At 41.9% G+C, this 25,400-nt stretch carries 27 protein-coding genes and 1 pseudogene; 3 read left to right on the forward strand and 25 right to left on the reverse strand.

Features of this window, described 5'->3' with window-relative positions; translation table 11 throughout:
- Positions 1–105 precede the first annotated feature (105 nt).
- The 3 genes and pseudogenes from F3G91_RS07285 to fliK form a co-directional block, all read right to left on the reverse strand.
- On the reverse strand, positions 106–1,707 hold the full coding sequence (locus F3G91_RS07285) for a flagellar hook-basal body complex protein (protein WP_149701139.1): 1,602 nt from the start codon (positions 1,705–1,707) through the stop codon (positions 106–108).
- A 5-nt stretch (positions 1,708–1,712) separates the two neighbouring features.
- Entirely contained in the window at positions 1,713–2,420 is a 708-nt protein-coding gene (locus F3G91_RS07290) for a flagellar basal body rod modification protein (protein WP_103610313.1), read from the reverse strand.
- A gap of 8 nt (positions 2,421–2,428) precedes the next feature.
- Positions 2,429–2,740, reverse strand: a pseudogene (gene fliK, locus F3G91_RS10805) (flagellar hook-length control protein FliK); the annotation flags it as partial.
- A 1,250-nt stretch (positions 2,741–3,990) separates the two neighbouring features.
- Here fliK and typA point away from each other — a divergent pair.
- Entirely contained in the window at positions 3,991–5,793 is a 1,803-nt protein-coding gene (gene typA, locus F3G91_RS07300) for a translational GTPase TypA (RefSeq protein WP_004317297.1), read from the forward strand.
- An 876-nt stretch (positions 5,794–6,669) separates the two neighbouring features.
- Here typA and F3G91_RS07305 read toward each other — a convergent pair.
- The 6 genes from F3G91_RS07305 to F3G91_RS07330 are packed head-to-tail and all read right to left on the reverse strand — an operon-like array spanning position 6,670 to position 11,099.
- Entirely contained in the window at positions 6,670–7,092 is a 423-nt protein-coding gene (locus tag F3G91_RS07305) for a Sua5 YciO YrdC YwlC family protein (RefSeq protein WP_149701141.1), read from the reverse strand.
- Entirely contained in the window at positions 7,070–7,972 is a 903-nt protein-coding gene (locus F3G91_RS07310) for a DMT family transporter (protein WP_149701142.1), read from the reverse strand. The genes F3G91_RS07305 and F3G91_RS07310 overlap by 23 nt, the downstream gene beginning before the upstream one ends.
- A 5-nt stretch (positions 7,973–7,977) precedes the next feature.
- The gene (locus F3G91_RS07315; RefSeq protein ID WP_103645862.1) at positions 7,978–8,655 is read right to left on the reverse strand and encodes a DUF799 domain-containing protein; all 678 of its coding nucleotides are present in this window, start codon (positions 8,653–8,655) and stop codon (positions 7,978–7,980) included.
- Positions 8,645–9,049, reverse strand: coding sequence for a DUF4810 domain-containing protein (locus tag F3G91_RS07320; RefSeq protein ID WP_149701143.1), 405 nt, complete (start codon positions 9,047–9,049; stop codon positions 8,645–8,647). The genes F3G91_RS07315 and F3G91_RS07320 overlap by 11 nt, the downstream gene beginning before the upstream one ends.
- Entirely contained in the window at positions 9,034–9,702 is a 669-nt protein-coding gene (locus F3G91_RS07325; RefSeq protein ID WP_149701144.1) for a CsgG/HfaB family protein, read from the reverse strand. Before F3G91_RS07325 ends, F3G91_RS07320 begins: the two co-directional genes overlap by 16 nt.
- Positions 9,703–9,746: 44 nt before the next feature.
- A complete protein-coding gene (locus F3G91_RS07330; RefSeq protein ID WP_149701145.1) occupies positions 9,747–11,099 on the reverse strand; it encodes an MATE family efflux transporter in 1,353 nt (450 codons plus the stop codon).
- A 151-nt stretch (positions 11,100–11,250) separates the two neighbouring features.
- Here F3G91_RS07330 and F3G91_RS07335 point away from each other — a divergent pair, with 151 nt between their 5' ends.
- Both F3G91_RS07335 and F3G91_RS07340 read left to right on the forward strand, forming a co-directional pair.
- Entirely contained in the window at positions 11,251–12,030 is a 780-nt protein-coding gene (locus tag F3G91_RS07335) for an acyl-CoA dehydratase activase (RefSeq protein ID WP_149701146.1), read from the forward strand.
- The gene (locus tag F3G91_RS07340; protein WP_149701147.1) at positions 12,017–13,174 is read left to right on the forward strand and encodes a double-cubane-cluster-containing anaerobic reductase; all 1,158 of its coding nucleotides are present in this window, start codon (positions 12,017–12,019) and stop codon (positions 13,172–13,174) included. Before F3G91_RS07335 ends, F3G91_RS07340 begins: the two co-directional genes overlap by 14 nt.
- A gap of 196 nt (positions 13,175–13,370) precedes the next feature.
- Here F3G91_RS07340 and F3G91_RS07345 read toward each other — a convergent pair whose 3' ends face one another.
- The 16 genes from F3G91_RS07345 to rsmI form a co-directional block, all read right to left on the reverse strand.
- A complete protein-coding gene (locus tag F3G91_RS07345; RefSeq protein ID WP_149701148.1) occupies positions 13,371–13,583 on the reverse strand; it encodes a hypothetical protein in 213 nt (70 codons plus the stop codon).
- Between the two features lie 56 nt (positions 13,584–13,639).
- Positions 13,640–13,885: a hypothetical protein gene (locus F3G91_RS10270; protein WP_188116812.1), complete on the reverse strand. Its 246-nt coding sequence runs from the start codon at positions 13,883–13,885 to the stop codon at positions 13,640–13,642.
- A complete protein-coding gene (locus F3G91_RS07350; RefSeq protein WP_149701149.1) occupies positions 13,842–14,030 on the reverse strand; it encodes a hypothetical protein in 189 nt (62 codons plus the stop codon). Before F3G91_RS07350 ends, F3G91_RS10270 begins: the two co-directional genes overlap by 44 nt.
- Positions 14,031–14,143: 113 nt before the next feature.
- Positions 14,144–14,806, reverse strand: coding sequence for a DUF8095 domain-containing protein (locus F3G91_RS07355; RefSeq protein ID WP_149701150.1), 663 nt, complete (start codon positions 14,804–14,806; stop codon positions 14,144–14,146).
- Entirely contained in the window at positions 14,803–16,140 is a 1,338-nt protein-coding gene (gene purF, locus F3G91_RS07360; RefSeq protein WP_149701151.1) for an amidophosphoribosyltransferase, read from the reverse strand. Before purF ends, F3G91_RS07355 begins: the two co-directional genes overlap by 4 nt.
- Positions 16,141–16,410: 270 nt before the next feature.
- Positions 16,411–17,181 carry a 4-hydroxy-tetrahydrodipicolinate reductase gene (gene dapB, locus F3G91_RS07365; RefSeq protein ID WP_149701152.1) on the reverse strand — a complete coding sequence of 257 codons (771 nt, stop codon included), beginning with the start codon at positions 17,179–17,181 and terminating at the stop codon, positions 16,411–16,413.
- Between the two features lie 315 nt (positions 17,182–17,496).
- Positions 17,497–18,435 carry an NAD(P)/FAD-dependent oxidoreductase gene (locus F3G91_RS07370; RefSeq protein WP_149701153.1) on the reverse strand — a complete coding sequence of 313 codons (939 nt, stop codon included), beginning with the start codon at positions 18,433–18,435 and terminating at the stop codon, positions 17,497–17,499.
- Between the two features lie 9 nt (positions 18,436–18,444).
- Positions 18,445–18,891, reverse strand: a complete 447-nt coding sequence (locus F3G91_RS07375; RefSeq protein ID WP_103590356.1) for a hypothetical protein — start codon at positions 18,889–18,891, stop codon at positions 18,445–18,447.
- Positions 18,891–19,205 carry a thioredoxin gene (gene trxA, locus F3G91_RS07380; RefSeq protein ID WP_021092602.1) on the reverse strand — a complete coding sequence of 105 codons (315 nt, stop codon included), beginning with the start codon at positions 19,203–19,205 and terminating at the stop codon, positions 18,891–18,893. The genes F3G91_RS07375 and trxA overlap by 1 nt, the downstream gene beginning before the upstream one ends.
- Before the next feature lie 73 nt (positions 19,206–19,278).
- On the reverse strand, positions 19,279–19,620 hold the full coding sequence (locus F3G91_RS07385) for a YraN family protein (RefSeq protein ID WP_149701154.1): 342 nt from the start codon (positions 19,618–19,620) through the stop codon (positions 19,279–19,281).
- A 1-nt stretch (position 19,621) separates the two neighbouring features.
- Complete coding sequence (locus F3G91_RS07390) at positions 19,622–20,884, reverse strand: homoserine dehydrogenase (RefSeq protein ID WP_149701155.1); 1,263 nt, start codon at positions 20,882–20,884, stop codon at positions 19,622–19,624.
- Positions 20,881–22,089: an LL-diaminopimelate aminotransferase gene (locus F3G91_RS07395; protein WP_149701156.1), complete on the reverse strand. Its 1,209-nt coding sequence runs from the start codon at positions 22,087–22,089 to the stop codon at positions 20,881–20,883. The genes F3G91_RS07390 and F3G91_RS07395 overlap by 4 nt, the downstream gene beginning before the upstream one ends.
- Positions 22,090–22,098: 9 nt before the next feature.
- Positions 22,099–22,881, reverse strand: a complete 783-nt coding sequence (locus F3G91_RS07400; protein ID WP_149701157.1) for a hypothetical protein — start codon at positions 22,879–22,881, stop codon at positions 22,099–22,101.
- Entirely contained in the window at positions 22,875–23,810 is a 936-nt protein-coding gene (locus F3G91_RS07405) for a RodZ family helix-turn-helix domain-containing protein (protein ID WP_149701158.1), read from the reverse strand. The genes F3G91_RS07400 and F3G91_RS07405 overlap by 7 nt, the downstream gene beginning before the upstream one ends.
- Positions 23,803–24,483: a 23S rRNA (guanosine(2251)-2'-O)-methyltransferase RlmB gene (gene rlmB, locus F3G91_RS07410; protein ID WP_103567913.1), complete on the reverse strand. Its 681-nt coding sequence runs from the start codon at positions 24,481–24,483 to the stop codon at positions 23,803–23,805. Before rlmB ends, F3G91_RS07405 begins: the two co-directional genes overlap by 8 nt.
- 100 nt (positions 24,484–24,583) lie before the next feature.
- Complete coding sequence (gene rsmI / locus F3G91_RS07415; protein WP_149701159.1) at positions 24,584–25,399, reverse strand: 16S rRNA (cytidine(1402)-2'-O)-methyltransferase; 816 nt, start codon at positions 25,397–25,399, stop codon at positions 24,584–24,586.
- Position 25,400: the final 1 nt, after the last annotated feature.

Genomic DNA, 25,400 nt, shown 5'->3' on the forward strand with positions numbered 1-25,400 from the left:
TGCTATATTTAGAGAAAAGTAAGTATTTTAGGGGACTTGAAAGGTCTAAAGTAAATTTAAAGTTATAAAAATAGGGCGATTGCTCGCCCAAATTTACTTTAAGGATTATTTCTTCATCTGGATAGCAGTTTGTATCATCTCATCACTTGTCGTGATGCTTTTTGCACTCGCTTCGTAGGCCTTTTGCGTGACGATCACCTCGCTTAGTGCTTGACCAAGATCGACGTTACTCATCTCAAGCTTGTTTGCTAAAATTTGCGCCCCATAAACAGTCTCGCCAGCTTTGTTTTTGTAAAAAAATGGCTCGCCAGAGTTGGCTGTGGCTTCATAGAGATTGTCGCCAACCTTTGCCACGCCTTGGTCATTTATAAAGTGATAAAGCGCCACTTTTGCCACGGGGAATGCTCGAGTGTTGTCGAAATTTGCCATGATGTTGCCACGATCATCGACGCTATATTTTGAAAGTAGCCCCTCAGCGTAGCCATCTCTTTTTATGTTAAAGTCTTTTCTGGCGTTTGCTGAGCTTGTCATGCCGTTATAAACGTCCGCGTCGCCATCGCCTTCGAAGTTTAAATTTACACTGCCAACGCTTGTTAGCGTATTTGCGACAAGCCTGCCGCTGCCATTAAATGTAAGCGAGCCCATTGCAGTATTTTGCACGGCTCCGCTAGCGTCAGTTATCGTTGCCACTGCGTCCCAGATGGTCTGGTTGCCAGTTTGTGGGATCTGCTTGGTTAAATTTATGGTGACTAGGCTCTTTGTGCCGTCTGCATTGTAGATATCAGAGGTTAGTTTCTCTTTGTTTGGCACTTCAACGAGCGAGGTGACTTCAGCATTTACCTCTAAATTTGCAAAATCCATAAATTTAAGGCTCTTGTCGTTTATCTGCCAAGTGCCGTCACTCTCAAGTGTGGTTGAAAACTCGCTAAATTTACCATCTCCGTCTTTTACTTTTACGACCACGCTGTCACCAGCTTTTGCGCCGAGTGATGTGGTGCTTAGCGGGATCTGTCCGTTTAGTGAGATCGTCTTGTTTGTATTATCAAGCGTGTAGGCGTATTCGCTAGCCTCAAGGGCTGTCGTTTTTTTATCTGTTATGCGGCTTGAGTTTAGGTTGCCTTTTAAGCTGATATTTGTAGTAGCCTCAGCTGGCATAAATAAAAAATGAGGCAACGTTATGCCCTTTTGTGAGCCAGGATCGCCCAGATTTAGCTCTTCTTGCGAGACTGTGTAAGCTTGTGGGGCGCTTGATGTTTGACCATATTTTTTAAGAGCGCTCGCACTTGGCGTGGTTGGAGTGAAATTTGCAAGCGTGCCAAGGAGTAAATTTCCCCTAGTATCTACTAAATTTCCAGCCGCATCTATGTCAAAAGTGCCTGTTCTTGTGTAGTAGTTTTTGCCTGTTTTATCGACAACGCCAAAGAAGCCATCTCCGCCTATGGCAAGGTCAAAGTTGTTATCAGTGTTTTGAAAGCTACCATTTGACATGTCAAGTGCAGTCGTTTGCTTAGTAGCTCCAAGTCCCACTTGATCACTAGTTGGGCCGCTTCCTGCTGAGACTAGGTTTTGGTTTATTAAATTTTTAAACTCAGGGATTGAAGCTTTGAAACCGACATTGTTTATGTTTGAGATGTTGTTTGACCAAACATCCATGCCAAAGCTTTGCGTCTTGATGCCGCTAACCCCGTTGTAAAAACCTCTCATCATGGCTTTTAGCCCTCGTAATATTCAGATACTTTATCCATTGAAACGTATTCGCCAGCTACCTTCATCATAGCCTTGCCATCTACAAATTTCACCGCCTCGACTGGGTAGTTGCCTACTTGTGTTTTATACTCTTTGCCATCTTTGCCAGTGTAAGTCGCTGAAATGGTGTATGAGCCATTTGGCACTTGGTTGCCAGACGCGTCTTTGCCGTCCCAAGCTAGGTTATGAACGCCTGCATTTGTCTCATTTAGATCAGTTGTTCTTACGACTTGACCATTTGCATTTTTGACCTCGATTTTGCCATTTGCAAGATCTGTCTTAAAGTAAAGCGCAAAATTTGCATCTTTTTTCTCATCTGTTAGTGTGACTGCATTTGAGCCAGTTGAGACCATCTTGCCAAGGGCTGAGATAGCGTAGGCATTTGCGTTTGATTTTAGCTGACTTACTAGCTCTTTCATCGCTTTGTTCGTGTTTTCTTGCATCTCGACTGATGCTAGTTGGCTAGTTTGCGTTAGCATCTTTTCAGTATCCATAGGGCTTGTTGGGTCTTGGTACTGAAGCTCAGTCAAAAGTAGCTTCATAAATGCATCTTTGTCTAGCTGTCCATTTGGATTAGTTCCTGTGCTAGCTGCAGCGTCTTGTCTTGCTTTTGCCTTTTTCTCGGCGTTTTTTTGCTGCGTTGTTTGTGTAGTTATATCTGAAACTGAAGCCATAATCTCTCCTAAATATATCTTGGTATTACTAGCTCAAGCAAGCTTTGTTCCGCTTGAGCGTTTTCGCTCTCGTCGCTTTGATTTGAGCCATATTTGTTCTTTGCTTGTTCTCTTTTTTCTTGTCTTTGGTTTTGGTCTGAGAAATTCATCTCAAGCTCGGTAAATCCCATATTTACAAGGCTGTTTTTAAACTCAGCTTGGTTTTGTAAAAAGAGGTTCATCGTAGCCGTTGTAGAGTTAAAATTTACATGCAAATTATTGCCGCGATTAACCATCGTGATCTCAACCTCGCCTAAATTTAGCGGGTTAAGCGTGATGTTAAAGCGAGTGATCGGCGCTTTGTAGTTTTGCACCTGCTCTTTTAGCGTAGAAGAGAAATTACTAAGCGTCTCTTTTATCTCAGCCTTTGTCTGAAGCTGGTGTTTAGCGCTATTTGCGATATCTTTTACCATTTGATTTAGCTCTGATTTATTATCACTGCTAAAGGTCTCCTCGCTTGGCTCAGCCTCGCTCATCTGCTCTCTTTCTGGAAAGAGTAGTGACTCAAGAGTTGGGGCTTTTTGCGCCTTTTGCTCGTGTAAATTTACCTTTACTTTTGGCTCTTTTGGCTGCTCCTCTGGCTCAACATCCACTAGCTCATCATCAAGCTTTACTTCACTATCATCTAGTTTTTTAGGCTCTTCTTTGACTAAATTTTTAACTTCGCTGACTGGATTTGCCACCACCTCTTTTAACAAAGTATCAAGCTTTACGACCTCTTTTGGCTCGCTTTTGATGATGGTTTGCTCGACTTCGTTTTTTAGCTCTTTTAGGTAAAAAGGCTTATCCTCAGTCTTTATCGGCGTGAAAAATTCCTGCTTGCCCAAATTTTTAAACATCTCGTTTAGTTTTGGCACGTCTTCATTTGAAATTTCTATATTTTCAAGGCCAAGGTCAAATTTCTTAGCAAGATCGATAAGATCGCTAACGCTTTTAACGTTGCTAAGCTCTTCGACGTTTTGGGGCACACTTAAGAAATTTGCTATTTTGTCGCTGAAATTTGGAAATTTGCTTACTTTTTCATTGCCATTTAGAATTTCTAAAACTTGCAAAAGCTGCATGAAATTTGCATTTTCATAGAGCTCATTTTTTGTATCTTCGTCCAAATTTTCTTCAAGTGCGGCTGAAATTTTTGCTACGCTTTCGTTTTGCGCCTTCTCTATCGTCTCTTTTTGGATATCAACAGTTTTTACTATCTCTTTGACATCCTTTTCGGTGATCTTTTGACCGCTATTTGCCTTGCTCGCAGCCGCATCCAAAACCATCGACAAAAACTCGCCGTTGTTTTGAGACTTCTTCGCAGCCGCAGGCTTTTTAGTAGCCGCAGGAGCTAGCAAATCTACGTTGTTTTTCGCTGTGTAAGCTTGCATTTAATCCCTTTAAATTTAAAAACTTAACGCTTACATGCAAAATCTATTCCAAAAATTAATTTCTTGATATCAGCTTAAAATTTATAAAAATTTGGATATAATCTGCCCCTATTTTAAAACTGATAAAGCGAAAAATATCAAACTAATAAACGGAGAAACATTTGGAAAAGATACGAAATATAGCCGTTATCGCGCACGTCGACCACGGTAAGACAACAATGGTTGATGAGCTTTTGAAGCAGTCAGGAACATTTAACGAGCATCAAAACCTTGGCGAGCGTGTAATGGATAGCAACGACATCGAAAGAGAGCGTGGCATCACGATCCTTTCTAAAAACACCGCCATTCGCTACAAAGATACAAAGATCAACATCATCGACACCCCAGGCCACGCCGACTTTGGTGGCGAGGTAGAGCGTGTTCTTAAGATGGTTGATGGTGTTTTACTACTTGTCGATGCGCAAGAAGGCGTTATGCCACAAACTAAATTTGTCGTCAAAAAGGCGCTCTCACTTGGACTTCGCCCAATCGTCGTCGTAAATAAGATAGATAAACCTGCAGGCGATCCAGACCGCGTTATAAATGAAATTTTTGACCTTTTTGTCGCACTTGATGCAAATGACGAGCAGTTAGAATTTCCAGTCGTTTATGCAGCTGCAAAAAATGGCTACGCAAAGCTAAAACTAAGCGATGAAAACAAAGATATGCAGCCACTTTTCGAGACTATCTTAGCTCACGTACCAGCTCCAAGCGGCAGCGACGAGAACCCACTTCAGCTTCAAGTTTTCACGCTTGATTATGACAACTACGTCGGTAAGATCGGCATCGCGAGGATTTTTAACGGCAAGATAGCTAAAAACCAAAACGTCATGCTTGCAAAAGCTGATGGCACAAAGACAACTGGTAGAATTTCAAAACTTATCGGTTTTATGGGACTTGACAGGATCGATATAAACGAGGCTGGCACTGGCGATATCGTAGCGATCGCTGGCTTTGACGCGCTTGACGTTGGCGATAGCGTCGTTGATCCAAATAACCCACATCCGCTTGATCCGCTCCATATCGAAGAGCCAACCCTTAGTGTTGTATTTTCTGTAAATGACGGCCCACTAGCAGGCACTGAGGGCAAACACGTCACATCAAACAAGATCGATGAGCGCCTTGCAAACGAGATGAAGACAAATATCGCGATGAAGTATGAAAACATCGGCGAGGGCAAATTTAAAGTAAGCGGCCGTGGTGAGCTTCAGATCACCATTTTGGCTGAAAATATGCGCCGTGAGGGCTATGAGTTTTTACTTGGCAGACCTGAGGTCATCGTAAAAGAGATAAACGGCGTAAAATGCGAGCCATACGAGCTTTTAGTCATCGACGCGCCTGATGATACGACAGGCACAGTCATCGAAAAACTAGGCAAAAGAAAAGCCGAAATGGTCTCTATGAACCCAACAGGCGACGGACAAACAAGGATCGAATTTGAGATCCCAGCGCGTGGTCTTATCGGCTTTAGAAGCCAGTTCTTGACTGATACAAAAGGCGAGGGCGTTATGAACCACAGCTTTTTGGAGTTTAGACCACTAAGCGGCACCGTCGAGCACAGAACAAATGGCGCGCTAGTTTCTATGGAAAACGGCGTAACGCTTGCTTATTCGCTATTTAACTTGCAAGATCGTGGCGTGCTATTTCTTGATCCGCAAGCAAAAGTCTATGTGGGTATGATCATCGGTGAGCACAGTCGTCCAAACGACCTTGATGTAAATCCTATCAAGGGCAAAAACCTAACAAACGTGCGTGCCAGCGGCAGTGACGATGCGATCAAGCTTGTGCCGCCTAGAAAGCTAAGCCTTGAGCGCGCGCTAGAGTGGATCGAGGATGACGAGCTAGTCGAGGTTACACCTATAAATATCCGCGTTCGTAAGCGCTATTTAGACCCAACAGAGCGCAAAAGAAAAGCAAAACTATAATCCAAATTTGCTAGCAAAATCCCTTTGGTGCCAGCCAAAGGGGCTAGCAAGTGAAATTTAATCCTAAAAGCAAATTTAATAATCTAATTTGTAAATTTATCTGTTTGTGCCAAATGGAGCTGGCTAAATTTAGTCAAATTTGGGTTTTAACTGCTGTAAATTTATAAAGAATATTTTTGTTTTTTGGTTCAGCGCTTCAAATTTGTAAATTTATGCTTGATAAGTAAATTTGTCTGATCTGATGCCGTCACGAGAAATTTATAGAGTAGTTTGCGTTTTACAAAGACTATTTTGCCCGTGAAAAAGCAACTAGCCGTGGTTAGTGAATTTGCAAAAGGGTTAAATTTTGGTTTTGAGGGCTGTTAAATTTACTTATTTGACTATCTCTGCATCCAAATTTTGATAGTGGCTAAAATTTTAAATTTGTGGCTTGACTAATTTTGCTTGCGTGGTTGTAGTGGCGTTGCGATGAATAGCTACTTTATCCGCACAAATGAGCTAAATTTAGTGAAATTTAGTCCTTTCTTGCTCTAAATTTGTAAATTTATGTGAGTTGATAGGATTTGAGCGATATAAATTTTTGGTCTTAGTGGGTAACTTTAGATATTGGCTCAAATTTACATCAGCCAGTGCTTAGCTAAAGCATCTGGCAGACTTTAAATTTTAAAATGTAGTCTGAAGCGAGGTTCATAGTAATATATAGGCTAAATTTAGTTTGGACATTTGTAAATTTATCTAATTAGTAGATTAAATTTAGATCTTGTATAAAAAACTAGCTTTTAAAATCGCTCTTGCAAGCTGTGAAATTTGGCAAATTTATCACCTCAAACCACGAAAACTATCTAAATTTATAAAAAGTGCAGGGCGTAAATTTAACTAACGGATTTTTTTTATTTTTGATTTTGAAATTTTATAAATTTTTGATGGACTATCTTCAAAAAATCGTTCATCAACAACTTCATCAGCCACGCTTCTAGCCCAAACTTCGTCAAATTTCATACCATTCTTGTTTGCGCTGCTTGAGTAAAGCCAGTCAAATTTGCTTAAGAATTTCTCATGTTCGCACTCTTTTACGACCCTGATCGCCTTTAAATTTGGATATAAAAATGTCGTTTTTCTCGAGCGGCGGATGAAATTTTTATACTTTTTTGGCGCTCTTGCTAGCTCACGTAAAACGCTAAATTTAGCCGTCGTGATAAGGCAAGGTTTGCCCTCACTTCGCATTTTGACGTGATTTATCTCCTTGTAGTCTTTGCTTAAAAAGCCAGCTGTCGTGTCAGTTTGCGCTAGGTATATCATCTCTCTTCTTTGAAAGTAAAAATATGCATGATATGATGAGAGCAAAGCCTAAAAAGTCCCAAAAGACGAACTTCGTCCCAAGCCAAAAGTAGCCAAAAAAGGCCGCGCTTAGTGGCTCTATGCAGGCTATCATGCTGGCCTTTGAGGCGCCTATGAGCTTAACTCCAGTCATATAAAAGCTAAATGCAAATATCGTGCCAAGCGTGATAACGGCGAGAAATGCCAGCCACTGCGCCGTGCCACTAAGCCCCGCAAACTCCCACACTCTCATATAAAGGCAAAGCACCACGCCACCTATCACCATGCCCCAGCCAAGCGTGAGCGTGACTGAGTATTTGGCATTTAGCCTTGCGGGAGCTAGGTTATAAACGCAGACGCAAACGGCGCTTACTAAGCACCAAAATAGCGCTTCTGGCGAGATGACAAGGGCTGAAATTTGCGCATGAGTAGCCAAGAAAAAGACGCCAAGCATCGCGCAAAGTAGGGCTAAAATTTCAAGCGGTCTTGGTGCTCGCTTTTCTTTTAGGCAGATGACGGCTAGGATGAGAACCGGGGCTGTGTATTGAATGACGGTTGCAACTGCGGCGTTTGAGAGCTCGATCGAGTAAAAGTAGGCATACTGCGTCATCATGAGCCCAAGCAGAGCGTATATGAGAAGCTCAGCCATCAGTTTTACGTCAGTAACTGGCGCAAAAACGGCCTTTGGAGCCTTAAAAGCGTAGTAGAGCACGATAAAAGCGCCAGCTAGCAAGAGCCTATAAGGCACTAAAAAATCAGCGCTTATGCCTTGCGAGAAGAGATACTGCCCGCAAACTCCGCTAAACCCCCAAAGCACGCCACCAACTAGCGTAAGAAGCACTCCAAGTTGATGGCTGGGCATTAAATTTATCTATCTTTATGTAGCTGGGCGTCTTTGCCGTAGTGAGGCGAATATGGCCCATAAAGTATGCAGTCGTGGCAGTTTCTAGAAAAGAGGTAGGCATCAGCTCTTACTGCTAGGTCGTATGATCTATCTGAGATGGTGTTTGCCACCTGCGTGATGACGGCTGAGACTAGCATGCCAAGCAGGCTGTTTTGCCCGCTGCCGCTATCCTCTGCGGCTGCTGCCTCGCCCTGCCAGAGTGTCGCGCCACTTTTTATATCGACTAGCTTTGCTTCAAGCACTACCTTTGTAGAGCTTGAGACCACGACGTAGCTTGTGCCATAGTCTTTGATGTTTATGTAAAGCACGCTATCGGCGTGAAAAATTTTATCAAGCTTATTTAGTGGCACGGCTGCGATCTCGCTAGGTTCGGTTATGCCATTTTGCTTAAATGTATCATTTACAAGAGCCACTGGAAATACATAGTATCCAGCCTCGCTAAGTGGGGCTACTGAGTTAGCCAAAACCGCTGCTGAGCCGCTTACTTCGGTGCTATCGTTTGTTGGCATGAGTACTAGGATGGAGCGTGGCTTTTTTTGTAAAAAGGCTGAGTAGTCGTATGGCTCAGGCTCTTTGAAAGAACAACCCGCAAAAAACAGCGCAAGAAGCGTCACAGCTATAAATTTCAGGCTATTTTTCATCTTTCGCTCCCTCTTTTTTGCTCTGCTTTTTTGGGGTTAAATTTTTAGAGCCTTTGATGAAATTTATAAATTCTTTTGACTCTGGGAAATTTTGCACCTCTTTGTCAAAATTTGCATTTGCAGCACCTAAATTTCCGTTATTTAAGTATAAAAGTCCAAGGTGCGCATAAAGCCCTGGCGCAACCTTGTAGCCCCTTTGGGTTGAGTTTTGCACTAAATTTTCTAAGCGTGAAATTTGCTCAGTTGCGTCGCCATCTTCGCTTAGATAGCTATATAGCGAGCTGCTATATGTGCCGTCCCAGTAGTAAAGCGACCTTGGGCCACTTGCGTTGCTGCACCCTGCGATTACGAGCGCAAGAGCGCTAAGGCAGGCAAGCTTTATTTTACTTGCCATGCTCCGCTTTCTATGCCATTTACTAGGTTATTTACCGCTTCAACTATCGCTAGGCTTAGAACCTTGCCATTTAGCGTAGAGTCGTATCCTGCAGTGCCGCCAAAGCCGATAATCTCTCTGTTTGAAAGGGTGTATTCGCCAGCACCGCTAACTGAGTAGACGACCTCTGCCGTTTTGGTATCGACAACGTTTAAATTTACCTTTGAGTAGGCGGTTTGCTTTTTGCCTTTGCCAAGTATGCCAAATAGCTGGTGATCGCCTGTTGTCTTGCGGCCAAACTCAGTCACATCGCCAGTTATCACATATCTTGAGCCTTTTAAATTTTGAGCCTCTTTGCTTAGCTCGCTCTCTTGTTTGAGGACCGACATATTTGATCTCTCAAGCACTAAAAATCTACCGCTTTGCTGTAAATTTGTGATCAAGATGCTTTGAGCTTGGTTGCCAAGTCTATCTTCGTTATCACTAAAAACGCCACTATTGTAGTTTGATTGGTTATTAAAGCGGCCAATAGAAACTGAGACCTTTTTGCCGTTATAGACTGAGCCATAGCTTGCTACTTTTGGAGTTTCGACCACTCTTGAGCTCTCGCTTGCACATCCAGCAAAAAGTGCTGCGATCACTAGAGCTGCACTAAATTTTAAAACATTTTTCATCTTTATCCTTTGTGACAAAATCGTGTGTATATTACTACTTTTTTTTAAATGGCTCGAAATTTCATCCACGTGCCATTTGCGTATCTGCGCACAAAGAGCACCGCCTTTACCGCCCAGTCGGCAAACATTGCAAACCAAGTGCCTATCATGCCAAGATCAAAGGTGAGTGCAAAGATATAAGCTAGCACGATCCTGCAGGCAAACATGCAGGCTAAATTTACTATCATCGGGTATTTTGCGTCCCCGGCAGCTCGAAAAACGGTCGGATAGGTGTAGGCAAGCGGCCAGATAAGGCACATCGCGATGCCGTGATACCAGACGATCTGCCTTGTTAAATTTATGGCCTCGCTTGAGAGATTATAAACGCGAAGTAGCGGCTCAAGAAGCAGTAACACGACAGCCGTGCTAAAAAGCTGCACGATGTAGATGCTTAGCATCGATTTTCTTACGTAAAATTTGGCCTGATTAAAGTCATTTGCGCCGATACATCTAGCCACGACGACGCTTAGGCCTGTGCCTATCGCCATGCCAGGGAGCACCTGAAACATCACGATCGTCCCGCCCACGGCATTTGCAGCGATGCTTGCCGTGCCAAAGAGCGAAACAAGGCTCAAAACGATGATGCGACCCACGTAAAACATCGAATTTTCAAAGCCATAAGGCACGCCGATATTTAAAATTTTCTTGATGATCTCGTAGTCAAATTTATAGATAAGGCTCTTTCTTATGTGAAGTTTTAGCTTTATATCAAGTAGCAGATAGACGATGACAAAGCAAGCGATCGCTCTTGCTATGAGCGTGCTAATGGCGATGCCAAGCACCCCTGTGTGAAATGTGTAGATGCTAATGGCAGTAAGCAGCACATTTAGTAAATTTGCAGCTGCCATGATATACATAGGTAGCTTTGCGTTTGACATCGTGCGAAAGATCGCCGCAGCTGCTGCATAGACGGCTAAAAATGGCGCTGAAATGGCTGAGAAAACGAGATAGTGGCTAGCATCGCGCCTCACTTGTTCGCCGATATCGCCAAAGACTTTATCTAAGATGAGATCTTTTAAAATGATGATGGCAAGGGCTATAAATATTGCAAAAATTAGGCTAAACCAAACTAGCTGATCGGCGGTATTTCTGGCGTTGCCGCTTTGTTTGCCACCTAGATACTGGCTAGCGACCACCGAGCCACCAGTGGCGATAGCGGTAAAAATGCTAATAAATAGCGCCATGACAAACTCCACAAGGCTTACCGCACTCACCGCACTTTCGCTAACACTTGCTGCCATTAGCGAGTTAGCAAGCCCTAGGCTATACTCTAAAAACTGCTCTACGGCGATAGGGAAAAATAGCCTTGTAAGGTCGGCATTTGAGAAAAATCTCTGCTCGTTTGTCAAATTTTTCAAATTTCATCCCCTTTGTAAAGTGTGGGTAAATTATAAATTTTAAAAGGTGAAAAGGCTATAAATTTTGGGTCTTATTTATTGACAAATTTGTCTTAAAGGGAGTAAAATCACGCCAGTTCTAAGTTTTAGAAAGACCTTTTTTGGATACAAAATGCACTCAATCGGAATCGATATAGGCTCAACTTCTGCAAAGGTTGCCGTCATAGAGGCAAGTAGTGGCGAGATAAAGGAGCTATTTTTACTCCCGACTGGCTGGAGCAGCGCAGATACGGCTATGCTTATAAAAGAGCGAGTTTTAGCTTTAGGCCTTGGTGAGCTTTATTTTACAGCGACTGGATATGGCAGAGTCTCGGTGCCATACGCCAATAAAACCCTTACAGAGATCACCTGTCACGCGCTTGGGGCGCACTACTTTTGCAAAAGCGACTGCACCGTTATAGACGTGGGCGGTCAAGATACGAAGGCTATCAAGCTTGAAAATGGCTCGGTGACTGACTTTACGATGAATGATAAATGCTCAGCCGGTACTGGTAAATTTCTTGAAGTGATGTCAAACCGCCTTGGGGTTAGGTTTGATGAGCTTACACGCCTTGCTAAAAATAGCGACAAAGATATCGCCATAAGCTCGATGTGCACGGTCTTTGCGGAGTCTGAGATCATAAGCCTCATCGCTCAAAACGTCTCACGAGAAAATATCGCAAAAGCGGTGATCGTCTCAGCTATAAATAAAATTTCAAATTTGGTCAAAAAACAGGCAAATACGAGCTATTTTCTAAGCGGTGGCTTTAGTAAGAGCGAGTATGTGAGAGAAAATTTAGAAGCGTGCTTGCAAGCTAGCGTCACCACGCACAAAGATGCGATCTACTGCGGTGCGATCGGCGCTGGCCTTGCAGGGATAAGAAATTTAAGGAGAGAAGATGGCAATAAATGAGAGTATGAATTTAAGCGAAATTTTCGCTACCTATGACAGCGCTAAGAAAAATTTAGCCCAAAATGTCGAAGCGGTCAAAAATAGCGGTCAAAAGATTGCAGCGATATTTTGCACCTACACGCCAAGAGAGATCATCCACGCAGCAAATGCCCACAGCGTGAGCGTCTGCGCTACTGGCGATAACGCCGTTGTTGAGGGCGAAAAGTACCTGCCTAAAAACCTCTGCCCGCTCATAAAGGCAAGCTATGGCTTTGCTAAGGCAAACAAGTGCCCATTTGTGCGAAACTCTGATATCGTTATCGGCGAGACTACCTGCGACGGCAAGAAAAAGATGTATGAGCTGATGGGCGAGTTTAAAGACGTCCACGTCATGCACTTGCCACATTTCAAGAGCCAAAAGAGCCTGGAGCTTTGGCAAGATGAGGTTAGGGAGTTAAAGGAGCGGCTGGAGGCTAAATTTGACGTGAAAGTGAGCGATGAGGAGCTAAAAAACTCTATCAGGCTATTTAACAAAGAGCGCGAGCTGATGGGGGAAATTCAAAATTTCATGAAGCTAACGCCACCACCGATGAATGGCAAAGAGTTGCACGCACTGCTATATGGAAATGGCTTTATATTTGATAAAAAGGAGCAGATAAGCGACCTTGAAATCATCGTAAATAAGCTAAAAGAGTGCGTGAGGGACAAAATTTCACCCGTGCATAAGGACGCCAAACGCATCATCATCACAGGCTGTCCAAGTGGCGGGGTCTATGACAAGATCGTGCCAGCCATAGAAGAGGCAGGCGGCGTCGTGGTAGCTTACGAAAACTGCACTGGGACTAAAAATTTTAACAACCTAGTCGATGAAAATGACGATCCTATAAATGCCATCGCAAAGCGCTACATGGCGATACCTTGCTCGATCATGTCGCCAAATAAAGAGAGAGAAAATGTGCTACAAGAGATGATAAAAGAGTATAAGGCGGACGGCGTGATCGACGTTGTGCTGCAAGCCTGTCACACCTACAACGTAGAAACTGCTAATATAAAAAGAGCGTGTAACGACGTAGATACGCCTTATATGGCGCTTGAGACGGACTTTTCTACAAGCGACGCTGGGCAGATCAAGACAAGGCTGGAGGCATTTATAGAGATGCTTTAGGATAAATTTGGCGTCTGGCTTTTTGAGGCGAGCGCTAAATTTAAAAGAGCAGGGGGGGGCTAAATTTAGCTTTAAATTTAAAATAGCTGACTTGAAAATGGAGAAATTTATAAGTCAGCTAAAGTGAAAATTCCAATTTAAAAATAGATATTTTTTGAAAAAATATGCAGGAATTTATCCTGCATATTTAAGCAGCTTAATCTAGCAAAAGCCACCATGCAGAAGCATCTTTATAAATATATCTCATGTGTTGATAATCGTAAAGAACAGAATTCCATTTTTCATCGCCATTTTTCATTTTATCGTTATATTCTTTAGTCTTTTCTCTGTCGCCTAAATTTTTATACATATCACGCAGATCTCTACATATATAGGCACTTTTTAGTTCATTGCAGCCATATTCAAGCATTTTTACATCTGCTTTTGACTCAGAAAGTGCTTTTGCATAGTCAGACTCGATGGCTTCTACTTTTGCATAATCACCACTTTTTTTGCAAAATAAACTACCTTTTTTTCAATTAAGTCATGAGCTGGTATATTGCATGCTGGAGCAAATTTTTTATCATAACAATACTCAGGAATAGTTTTTTCATAATAATTTATAACCTTTTTAAGATCTTTACCCTTTAAAGCTTCTAATTTTTCTAATGCTAAACAACCTAGGTCGTTACCTTGATCTAAGCACCAATATTTTGCTTTTTTCAGTGCCAATTTTTTGTGTATTGGTTTCTATAAGCTTTTTATCAGCACTATAATCATAGTTAGGCTTTTCTCTACTTCCTCCAAAGCCCCAAGCATATACGCTACTTGTGGCCAACACGCTGGCTAAGACTGAAGCTAAAATTTGCTTTTTCATCTTGATATCTCCTTTTTGATTTAAAAAGGCATTCTACCCCCCCCCGTACTTAAAATAAATTTTAAAAGGGTGCAGGCCCATGAAAAAGTATAAATTTAGCGTGTAAATGCCTGCTAAAAAGTGCAGAGTATGTCAAGCAGTCTGCCAAGCTTTTGCATATCGTTTAAGAAAAGCTGGTTTGGTTTTTGTGTAAATTCTTTAGCCTCTTCTAGGATTTTAGGCTCAGATATGCTATAAACAAACTCCTCTTTTAGGATCTTCGCGCCCTTTTTATAAACAAATTTCGCCTCAATCAAGCTTGCAAAAAAGCTATCATCTCTTAAGTAGTAGTTGGTGGCCGCATTTACAAATACTGGCTTTTGAGCCAAAAACTCACCGCAAACGCCATTTGGTGATCTAAATTTAACACTCTCAACCACATCAGGCCTTATCTCGTAAAACCTTATCTCGCTAGATTTTTTAAGAGTTAAAACATCACTAGCTTTGTTTAAATTTATAGAGGCACTATCTGCTTCGATGACGTTTATAACGCCACTTACTAGAGAATAAGCACTTGTAGTTTTGTTTTGATCAAGAAAATTTACCATACCAAAAAATGGCACGCTGGCATTTTTGTCAGCCAAATTTGGCACGCTTTTTATGAGTAGCTGCTGCTTTTCGCCGTTTAGCTCAAAGTAACTCACCATGATAGAAATTTCATCCTTTTTGCTAGGCGTCTTTTGCGAGCAGCCCGCAAAAAAGAGCACCCCAAGCAGCAAAACTACTAAATTTCTCATTTTATGAAGTAATCACCATCAAAGCTTACAAGCGAGTATTTTCTCTCGTTGCCGATGCTCTCTTTAAGCTCATCGATGCTCAAAAACTCCAAGCTGTCAGCTCCGATGTACTCTCTGACCTCTTCGACGCTTTTTTTGGCGCTTATTAGCTCTTCAAAGCTTGGTGTGTCGATGCCATATCGCTCAGGATACTTGAGCTCAGGGCACGCAACTCTGAAGTGAATTTCTTTTGCCCCTGCGTGTCTTAAGAGATCGACCACTTTTTTAGAAGTGGTGCCACGAACGATGCTATCGTCGATCACGACGATACTTTTACCCTCTAGCACGCTTGACATCGGATTAAGTTTTAGCTTGACCTTTAAATTTCTCATCTCTTGGCTTGGCTCGATAAATGTCCTGCCAACATAGTGGTTTCTGGTGATGGCTAGCTCAAATGGGATCTTGCTCTCATTTGCGTATCCAAGCGCTGCTGGCACGCCACTATCTGGCACAGGCACGACAAAGTCAGCCTTTACCTTGCTCTTTCTAGCTAGTACCTCGCCCATCTTTTTTCTCACTTCATAGACGCTTTTGCCCTCTATCACGCTATCTGGGCGCGCAAAGTAGATGTACTCAAAGGCGCAAATTCTAGGCTCTGGCTCGAAAATCTGCAAGCTTTGAAACTCGCTCTTGCCATGCTCAAAAACTATCATCTCGCCAGGTCTAACATCTCTTATAAATGTTGCTCCCACAAGGTCAAACGCGCAAGTCTCGCTAGCTACGATGTATCCGCCATCTTTTAGCCTACCAAGGCTTAGTGGCCTAACACCCCAGCGGTCTCTGATAGCAAAGGTCTTGTGGCGTGACTGCACGAGCAAGCAGTAAGCGCCTTTTATCTTATCAAGTGCTGCGATGATGCGATCTTGCAGGTGTTCGTCGTGGTTTCTTGCGATGAGGTGGATGATGTTTTCTGTGTCCATATTTGTCTGAAATATCGCGCCATCTTTGATGAGCTCGTCTCTAACTTCGTCTTTATTGACCAAATTTCCGTTATGGACGATTGAGATTTGACCTAGGGCGTAGTTGGCGGCTATTGGCTGGGCGTCACGGCCTGAGTTTTTGCCAGCTGTTGCGTAGCGGTTGTGGCCGATCGCCATGTCGCCTTTTAGTGAGCTTAAAATCTCTTCGTTAAAGACATCAGTGACTAGGCCGTTGCCCTTGTGAGTAGAAATCTCGCCGTCGTTACAGACGCTGATGCCACTTGCCTCTTGACCGCGGTGTTGCATAGAAAATAACGCATAATACGCCGTTTTCGCCGCATCTTTAGAATTTATGATACCTACTATCGCACACATCTTTTATCCTCTTTTCATCTTTTTAAATTTCATCTTTGTAGTTAAATTTCATAGCCAACGCTAAGCACTTTTTATAAGTGTTTATTGTCTAATGGCTAGCACATTTGCCGTTATTTGCACCATTTATAACAATCCACATGCGCTAAAACTAAATTTTATCATCTTAAATCAAACTCACCAGCTCTTAAATTTTGGCGATTTTCGCGCTTTGGCAGGTAGAATTTATCGCCAAATTCTAGCTTGTAGCTCTGCGTGTCATCAAGACTAAATTTAATCATCAAGCCCCAAACTATCATCTATTGAGTAAAGGCCGCTGCTTTGATCTTTTAGCCAGATGGCAGCCTTGATCGCACCTTTTGAAAAGGTCACTCTGCTCGTTGCGGTGTGGTTTAGCTCGATAAATTCGCCATCATTGTAAAAGCCAACCGTGTGACGACCAACCACGTCACCGCCACGAAGCGCCATAACTGCGATCTCGTCTTTACTTCTTGCGCCCACCATGCCAGCTCTGCCTGTTACTAAAACATCTTTTAAATTTAGATCCCTTGCCTCTGCCACGCAACCAGCCAAGGTCATCGCAGTGCCACTTGGAGCGTCCTTTTTGTGTCTGTGGTGCTGCTCGACGATCTCTATATCGAATTCTCTTAAAACTTTCGAGGCTATCCTTGCTATGCGGTTTAACACTGCTATGCCTAGACTCATGTTTGTTGCGTAGAGTATCGGCATAGTGCCTGATGCTAGGTGTAGCAAGTTTTTCTCATCGTCATTTAGTCCAGTCGTGCCGATGACTAGTGGTTTTGGGTTGGTTCTAGCGTAGTTTAGTAGTGCTACGGTCGCCTCTTTTTGGCTAAAGTCGATGATGACGTCGCAAGCTTCAAAAAATTTAGCAAAGTCATTTGTCAAAAGCTCGCTACTTAAATTTTCAACCTCATTTTTTTGGCTAAAAGCGACGCTTAAAATGGCATTTTTCTCATCTTTTAAACAAGATATGATACTTTGAGCCATCTTGCCGCTAGCGCCGTAAAGTCCTATTTTTACCAAAATTTATCCTTTGAATTTTGGTTGAAATTTAACATAAAATTTATTATAGAGAGATTACGAAATGGCTTTTGAAAATAGCTATTTGAGGCAAAAATTTAATTAAAAATTATCATTGTGATAAGTATTAGACGCGCCCACTTTTGCCTATTTTGTGCAAAAAAGCTATTACACTATATCTTAGAGTTGTTTTATTAATGCAATTTTTGAAAAAAGTTCTGATAAGTCTAAAATCAATCATTTTTAAAAATAAATTTTGCTAAAAATGGTTTATTTTAAAAGAGAAATTTAGCCAAAAAATTTGGCTAAATTTGAGTATTAATGTAAGCTTTCTATGTAGCTCATAGCGCTAAGTGCAGCCACAGCGCCATCACCTGCTGCTACGACCACTTGTTTTGGAGCGTCCTCTCTGATGTCACCTGCTACAAAGAGCCCTTTTAGGCTAGTTTGCATCTTAAGGTTAGTCTTTACCTGTCCGCCATCAGCCATTTCGCAGATAAATTTGCCGTTTTCATCTTTTAAAATTTCGTTATTTACATTTAGTCCGACGAAGGTGAAAATGCCCGGCACATCAAGCACTCGCTCGCCATTTTTGGTATCAAGCACGATCTTTGTTAGACCCATTTTATCGCCAAGCGCCTCTTTTACAGTTGCACTTGTTATAAACTCGATTTTCTCATTTTTTCTAGCTTTTTCAACGGTTGTTGGCGCCGCTCTAAATTCGTCACGTCTATGCACTAGATAAACTTTTGAGCAGATATTTGCTAGGTAAAGTGCCTCTTCAACAGCTGTGTCGCCACCACCAAGTACGGCTACCTCTTTGTTTTTGTAAAAAAAGCCATCGCAAGTTGCGCATGTGCTAACGCCTTTGCCAAAGAACTCGTCCTCGCCTTTAAAGCCAGCACGTCTTGGGGTTGAGCCAGTCGCTACGATGACAGCTTTTGCCTGCTCGCTCTTGCCACCTTCAAGCAAAATTTCAAAGCTGCCGTCGTTATTTTTTCTAACGCCAACAACGTTTGCCCACTTATGAACTAGTCCAAATGTACTGCACTGCTTCCACCAAGTGCTCATGAAGTCAAAACCGCTCTCGCCAGGGGCTTTTTGACCTGGGTAGTTTTCTATCTCTGAGCTCGAGGTGATCTGACCGCCAGGCTCGCCTTTTTCAAACATTACAACATTTTTTAATCCGCCTCTAGTGGCGTAAAGTCCGGCGCTTAGTCCTGCTGGGCCGCCTCCGATGATCGCTAAATCAAGCATAAATTTCCTTTATTCTAAAACATTTATGGACGAATTTTGTTTGTAAATTTCGCCCCTTTGATGAACTATCTCAACACTGCTAGGAAGCTTTGTGATGCTTAAATTTCGCATCAGCTCTAAGACTGTATTTACATCAGAGCTTATGTATTTTAGTGTTGAGTTTGACTCATATCTTTTTTGAAAGATATCGATCGCCACAACTGTTTCATTTTTGGTTGGTAAAATTTCGTCTAATTTTGATTGATTTGAACTGAAGATTAAAAGCGTGTATTTTGGCTCTTTTGGAGTGAAAATTTCGCTTTTTTCGTAAAAAACTAGCTTCGCAAAATCAACAAATTTATATTGTGAAAAACGATAGTTGCTATACGCAAATGCAGCCGCTATCATAGCTGCACCAAAAAATGAACCAAATATATAGGTAAGAGGAAGCAGACTTCCTCTTCTTTTTTCGCTCATTAAAGAAGCGAATTTAGTTTGTCAGTTAGGGCTTGTTTTGACTGCGCACCGACCATTTGCTCAACTAGCTCGCCATTTTTGAAAAATAGCAATGTTGGGATCGATCTGATGCCAAACTCAACTGCAAGATCTTGCACTTCATCAGTATTTACCTTGCAAATTTTCGCTTTGCCCTCGAAGTCTTCAGCAAGCTCTTCGATCACTGGAGCTAGCATACGGCAAGGTCCGCACCATGGAGCCCAGAAATCTACTAGAGCAACGCCTTCTTTTGTTACATCAAAATTTTCTTTTGTGAGTTCGATGTATTTTCCCATTTGTTCTCCTTATTTTCAAGATGTAGCAATTATACAAAATCAAATTTAAATTTTAGATAAATAATAAATTTTATTATAAACTAATATTTTCTATCAACTCAAAATCTTCATTTTTTACAACAAGCAGATCAAGCTGAAAGTCCCTGTTTGGCTCATTTTTCATCATATAAAAATTTATAGTTTTTAAAATTTTCATATATTTTGCCTTGTTTAGGCGGTACTGAGCCTCGTATTCTCCGCTAGTTGCTTTTACCTCTATGAAGTGCAAAATTTTATCGCTACTAAGAGCGATGATGTCGATCTCGCCAAATTTAGAGTGAAAATTTCTCTCTAAAATGACAAAATCAAGCTTACGCAAAAATTCGCAAGCTCTGTCTTCCGAGCTCTTGCCAAAGAGATACTCTTTTAGTCCCAAGCTACTCCTCGATCCTCATCATAAATGGCTCTTCTTTTATATACTCTTGCTCTTTTAAAAGCTCTATCGTTCGCTTCGCATCAGCCTCTAAGCTCGTGTGCGTCGTGAAAAATAGCACGGCATACTCGCTCTCATCTTTTGGTTTTTGTAGCAAGCTATCTATCGAGAGGTTGTTTTCACTCATCAAATTTGTTATCTTTGCTAGCACGCCCATCTTATCTTCGACTTTTAGCCTAAAGTAGTATTTCGTCTTTATCCTGTCGCGATCAAGCAGCTCTAAGGTGTTTAGCTCAAATGGCGCTTTGTATCCAAGCATAGGCGACTTGCTATCTCTTGCGATGTCGATAAGATCGCTGATGACCGCACTTGCTGTTGCGTCGCCGCCAGCTCCTGGGCCATAGTACATCGTCTCGCCAACGACCTCTCCAACAACGCTGATCGCATTTGTCACGCCACTTGCTTTTGCTATCATTTTATTTTGTGGTACAAGTGCTGGATGTACGCGTAGCTCGACCTCGCCCTCGCTTTTTTTGGCGATGGCTAGAAGCTTGATAGAGTATTCAAAATCTTTTGCGAAAAATATGTCTTCTGGAGTGATGCCTTGAATCCCTTCTATCAAGATATCTTCTGGATCGCCGTGCACGCCGTATGCGATGCTAGCAAGTATGAGAAGCTTGTGAGCCGTGTCAAAGCCACCCACGTCAAAAGTTGGATCAGCCTCAGCATATCCAAGCTCCTGTGCCTTTTTAAGCGCGTCTTTAAAATTTGATCCCTCATTCATCATCGAGCTTAGGATGTAGTTGCTTGTGCCATTTAGTATGCCATTTATGCTTAAGATGTGGTTGGCGCTAAGCCCCTCTCTTAAGGCTCTAATGATCGGTATGCCACCAGCCACGCTTGCTTCAAAGCCAAATGGCGTGTTTTTGGCTAAATTTTGCAAAGCATATCTGTGATAGGCAAGAAGCGCTTTGTTTGCAGTGACGACCGCTTTTTTATGCTTTAAAATTTCACTCACCACTTTAAAAGGCTCTTCAACGCCGCCCATAAGCTCGACAAAAACGTCGATATCATCGCGGTTTATGACGCTATTTATATCATCAGTCAAAGGGATGCCAGCGTCTCTTTTTTTATTTAAATTTCTAACCACACCGATGACTGGCACTATCTCCTCGCCACATCTTGCTGCAATTAGCTTTTTGTTTTTTAGTAAAATTTTTGCAACTGCCTCGCCAACGGTTCCAACGCCTAATATCGCTACATTCATTCAAATTCTTTCAAATATTTTTTTATATTTCTTGCTGCTTGTCTTATCCTGTTTTCGTTTTCGATAAGAGCTAAGCGCACATAGTCGTTTCCGCCCTCGCCAAAACCAATGCCTGGGCTAACGGCGACTGATGCCTTTGTAAGAAGCTGCTTTGAAAACTCAAGACTGCCTAAGTGGCTAACCTTTGGTGGAAGTTTCGCCCAGATAAACATGCTAGAGCTTGGCTTTTTAAGCTCCCAACCAGCCTGAGTGAAGGCCTCTACCATCACATCTCTTCTTTTTTCATAAATTTGGCGTATCTCTTCAACGCAGCTTTGATCGCCATCAAGCGCGACTGTGGCTGATACTTGTATCGGCGTAAACATGCCGTAATCAACCCATGATTTTATCTTTTTAAGTGCGGCGCAAAGCCTTTTGTTTCCGCACATAAAGCCAACTCTCCAGCCTGCCATATTGTAGCTTTTTGAAAGAGTGTAGCACTCGACTGCGACGTCTTTTGCGCCTTCAACTTCAAAAATGCTTGGCGTTTTGTAGCCATCAAATGTAAGATCTGCGTAGGCGATATCTGAGATGATGTAAAATCTCTCTTGCTTTGCAACGCTTACAAGGCGCTCGTAAAAGCTTTTTTGCACGGTCACGGTCGTTGGATTGTGAGGGAAATTTACGACTACATATTTTGGTTTTGGTGAGCTTGCATGTATCGTCTGGATCAAATTTTCAAAAAATTTATTCTCATCTAGCTCAAATTTATCGTTGTAGTGAAGTGGCATCTTTGCGACACTTCCGCCAGCAAATAAAAACGCTTGCGTGTGTATCGGATATGCAGGGTCAGGCACGATAGCCACGTCGCCTGGGTTTATTATGGCTTGAGCAAGATGCACAAAGCCCTCTTTGCTACCCATGGTGGCAACTGCTTCAGTTTCTGGGTCTAAATTTACGCCGTATTTGCGCTTATACCAGTTGCAAATGGCAAGGCGGAGCTTGTAAATTCCAGCGCTGGCTGAGTAGCCGTGAGTCTTGTCTTTTTGCGCGCTTTCGCATAGTTTATCGACGATATGTTGCGGTGTTCTGCCCTCTGGGTTGCCCATAGAAAAGTCGATGATGTCCTCGCCAGCTCTACGTGCTGCCATTTTGATCGCATTTACTTCGGCAAAAACGTAGTTTGGCAAACGCTCAATTGTATTAAATCTTATCTCATCAAACACTGTTTGCTCCTATTTTACAAGCTTGATAATTATCTCGTTTTTAATATTAGTTATGTCGTTATTGTCGCTAATTAACGCATATTTTGCGTCTTTAGCTAAATTTATGGTGTAGTTAGTTTTTATCTCGTTTTCTCTTTTTAGATCGATTTGGTTTAAATTTTTATCATAAATTCTAACAAGTGGCACCCATTTGTTTGGCTCGTTTGAGATGATATTTAGGCTACTTGCGCCTGCCACGTCGACGATATAGACACCACCACTTTTGACAAGCGGGGTCTCTTCATTAAAATTTACTTTTGACGCATTAAGGCTCATATTTTTAGCGTCCAAATAAAGCGCTAAATTTCCATCAAGCCTATCAAATCCCATGATCTTAAAGCCGCTTTTACTAAGCGTGAAATTTAGTAAATTTGGATCTATGCCATCACTTTTTAGGGCTAAAATCCCATAAGAAATTTCACTGCCATTTTTTAGAGAATTTACCCTTGCCACGCTTATATTTGCATCTTCAAGAGCTAAATTTATCGATTTTACAAATAGAGCTGTGGGGACTTTTTGTGTGCTTATAAATTTTAAATTTAAGCTATTTGAGCTAAAAGAGAGAGCATCGTAGTTCGAGCTTTGCTTTAGCCTTGAGACCAGCTCGCCGACGTTTAGCGAGCCGTTAGTGTCTAAATTTTCTAAAGAAATTTGCAGATCTTTTCCACTGCTTAGTGCATTTGCACTGCTATTTAGATCAAAAGCGTATGAAAAAACGCTAAAAAGAAGAAATATGGCCAGTTTTTTTACCAAGATTTACCCTTATTCATCTCGACAAACTCGTCATAAGTTAAAAATTTCATATCGCCATTTTCTACTAAAAATCTAGCTGGACGGCTTGGGTTATACTTTGTCACTTTATCGCCGATCTTAAGCTCGATGTTGCCATTTCCGCAAACGACTAGCTGTCTTTGGTCTAAATTTATATTGACACTTTTGCTTGTATCGCTTGATGTTTTTTGGCCATTTTCAAGGTTGATGATGCCTATCCAAACGCGTTGTTTTGGTGTGATAACCGCCTCGTTTAGCGGCTTTGTCACGTTTTGCTCTACTTTTGGAGCTGGCTGGGCTGCCATGCTAGGTTTTACAGTATTTTGATCAACGCTAGCAGAACTTACAGTCACGTTTTGCTCAGCAGGAGCTGAAATTTTCACATTTGATGAGTTTGCCTCTATCTTTGGAGCATTTTGTGTGATCGTCACGTTTGTGTCGATGATGTTTTTCTTCACTTCATTTACGATGCTTGACTGCGAGTAGCTCACGCTTGTGTTGTCTTCGTTTAAGGTCGCGATGAAATTTTGGACGTATTTGTACGCGTCAAAATAGTAAGCACCGCCGCCGATGATAGCTAGGATGACGATCCAAAAGAAAAAGCCAGATCCGCCGCCTTGCCTTTGGTTTGTTATATCATCAGGCGTGTATGAGGCGATCTTTGGGCTAACTACGGTTTTATTGCTCTCATCAGGGGTGTTTTCTTGCATAAATGCGTCGTATTCGGCGAGAAGTTCGCTAAGATCGACGCCATACTCACGCTGTAAAATTTTGGCGTAGCCTCTGATGTTCAAGCGTGATAATTTTTCAAAATTTTTGTCAAAAATGTATTGTAAAAATGTCGGTTCAATGTGCGTTTTACGCGAAATTTCTTTTATGCCTATCTCTTTTAAATTTTCTAATTCATTCATCTATCATCCTATCACAAATTATCGCAAAAGCTGCACTTACATTTAGGGAGTCCCAGCCGTCTTTTAGCTTGATACCGACGCACTCATCGCACTTTGCTAGAGCTTTTTGCGGTATGCCTTCGCCCTCTGAGCCCATCACCAAAGCCCTTTTGCCAGCAAATTTCATCTCTTTTATATTTTTGCCGTTGCTTGCCGTCGCGTAGAGCTTAAAGCCACACTGTTTTAGCTCGTTTAGCAGGCTAAGTCCGTCTTCAAAGATCGCTATTGGTATCTCGTAAGCAGCACCGCTACTTGACCTTAAAACGCCTTGCATATTTACACTTTTTGTAACAATAACAAGTCCTTCGCAGCCTAGAGCATAGGCGCTTCTAGCGATGGCGCCGATGTTTCCGACGTCACTTATGCCATAAAGCACGGCGATGAAATTTAGCTTTTTTAGCTCACTAAAGTCTGAAAACTCAAACTCACTAACGCTTGCTAAGAAGCCTTGATGGTTGCCGCCATGCGCCATCGACTGCGCCTTTTGATTATCCACGCGGATGATCTTCTTGCCAGTGCCACAAATTTTAGAGAAGAGTTTTTTATCACACTCTTTTGAGAGATAGATCTCTTCTAGGATCTGCGGGCGCTTGTTCAAAATATGTAAAAATAGCTGTTTTCCGTATATTATCATAGTGGCTTATGGTAGCTAAAGTCAAGTAAAATTTAACTTATTTTGCTTCTAAATTTGAGTGAATTTTTGAAACTTTTTGGAGAAATTTGAGCTTTTAAATTTATGCTTTTATGAGCTCGTCGTATACCTTTTTGACGTCCTTGCCAGTTATTTTGCTAAGTAGTTTTGCTTTGGCTTTTGGGGCGATGTCAAGCGAGATGATCTCATCTTTTGTGATATTTTGAGTGGCTATATTCGCACTTTTTGAGATGACCACTGCCCACTCGCCGCTTAAATTTGCTTTTTCTAAAATTTGGGCTAAATTTTTGGCTCTATCCTTAAATTTGGTCTCAAATTTTTTGGTGGCCTCTTTTATAGCAAAAATTTCTCTTTCTGGCTCTAAATGTGCGATGCTTTGCACTAAGCTTAATATGCGTTTTGGGCTTTCATAGATCACAGCTGGATAGGCTAAATTTAGAGCGTTTTGTATGGCTAGGGCTCTTTCTCTGCCTGTATTTGGTAAAAATCCTAAAAAGATAAATTCTTTATCGCAAAGTCCGCTGGCGACTACGCTTAAAAGTGCAGCATTTGCTCCGCTTAAAATTTCGTATTTGATATCATTTTTTTGAGCGTATCTTACTAGGCTAACGCCTGGATCGCTTATGCCTGGCATGCCAGCGTCGCTCATGTAAGCTATATTTTTGCTTAAAATTTCATCATTTAAATTTGCAAAAAATTCATCTTCGTTGTGGGTGTGAAGTGGGATAAAATTTGAGATATTTATATTTGCGTCAAAGCGTTCGTTTAGTAGATTTACAAGACTTTTGCAAACTCTTGTATCTTCGCAGATAGCTATCTCGCATTCACGCAAAATTTTGATCGCACGAAGCGAGATATCTTCTAAATTTCCTATTGGAGTAGGAACAAAGTAGAGCAAG

It is taken from the genome of Campylobacter concisus (assembly GCF_902460715.1).
Classification (GTDB): Bacteria; Campylobacterota; Campylobacteria; order Campylobacterales; family Campylobacteraceae; genus Campylobacter_A; species Campylobacter_A concisus_AK.

Coding starts and splice junctions, on each gene's coding strand:
- F3G91_RS07285 (WP_149701139.1), bottom strand. CDS start 1,707: ATGATGAGAGGTTTTTACAACGGGGTTAGCGGCATCAAGACGCAAAGC.
- F3G91_RS07290 (WP_103610313.1), bottom strand. CDS start 2,420: ATGGCTTCAGTTTCAGATATAACTACACAAACAACGCAGCAAAAAAAC.
- F3G91_RS07305 (WP_149701141.1), bottom strand. CDS start 7,092: ATGATATACCTAGCGCAAACTGACACGACAGCTGGCTTTTTAAGCAAA.
- F3G91_RS07310 (WP_149701142.1), bottom strand. CDS start 7,972: ATGCCCAGCCATCAACTTGGAGTGCTTCTTACGCTAGTTGGTGGCGTG.
- F3G91_RS07315 (WP_103645862.1), bottom strand. CDS start 8,655: ATGAAAAATAGCCTGAAATTTATAGCTGTGACGCTTCTTGCGCTGTTT.
- F3G91_RS07320 (WP_149701143.1), bottom strand. CDS start 9,049: ATGGCAAGTAAAATAAAGCTTGCCTGCCTTAGCGCTCTTGCGCTCGTA.
- F3G91_RS07325 (WP_149701144.1), bottom strand. CDS start 9,702: ATGAAAAATGTTTTAAAATTTAGTGCAGCTCTAGTGATCGCAGCACTT.
- F3G91_RS07335 (WP_149701146.1), top strand. CDS start 11,251: ATGCACTCAATCGGAATCGATATAGGCTCAACTTCTGCAAAGGTTGCC.
- F3G91_RS07340 (WP_149701147.1), top strand. CDS start 12,017: ATGGCAATAAATGAGAGTATGAATTTAAGCGAAATTTTCGCTACCTAT.
- F3G91_RS07345 (WP_149701148.1), bottom strand. CDS start 13,583: ATGCTTGAATATGGCTGCAATGAACTAAAAAGTGCCTATATATGTAGA.
- F3G91_RS07350 (WP_149701149.1), bottom strand. CDS start 14,030: ATGAAAAAGCAAATTTTAGCTTCAGTCTTAGCCAGCGTGTTGGCCACA.
- F3G91_RS07355 (WP_149701150.1), bottom strand. CDS start 14,806: ATGAGAAATTTAGTAGTTTTGCTGCTTGGGGTGCTCTTTTTTGCGGGC.
- purF (WP_149701151.1), bottom strand. CDS start 16,140: ATGTGTGCGATAGTAGGTATCATAAATTCTAAAGATGCGGCGAAAACG.
- F3G91_RS07370 (WP_149701153.1), bottom strand. CDS start 18,435: ATGCTTGATTTAGCGATCATCGGAGGCGGCCCAGCAGGACTAAGCGCC.
- F3G91_RS07375 (WP_103590356.1), bottom strand. CDS start 18,891: ATGAGCGAAAAAAGAAGAGGAAGTCTGCTTCCTCTTACCTATATATTT.
- trxA (WP_021092602.1), bottom strand. CDS start 19,205: ATGGGAAAATACATCGAACTCACAAAAGAAAATTTTGATGTAACAAAA.
- F3G91_RS07390 (WP_149701155.1), bottom strand. CDS start 20,884: ATGAATGTAGCGATATTAGGCGTTGGAACCGTTGGCGAGGCAGTTGCA.
- F3G91_RS07405 (WP_149701158.1), bottom strand. CDS start 23,810: ATGAATGAATTAGAAAATTTAAAAGAGATAGGCATAAAAGAAATTTCG.
- rlmB (WP_103567913.1), bottom strand. CDS start 24,483: ATGATAATATACGGAAAACAGCTATTTTTACATATTTTGAACAAGCGC.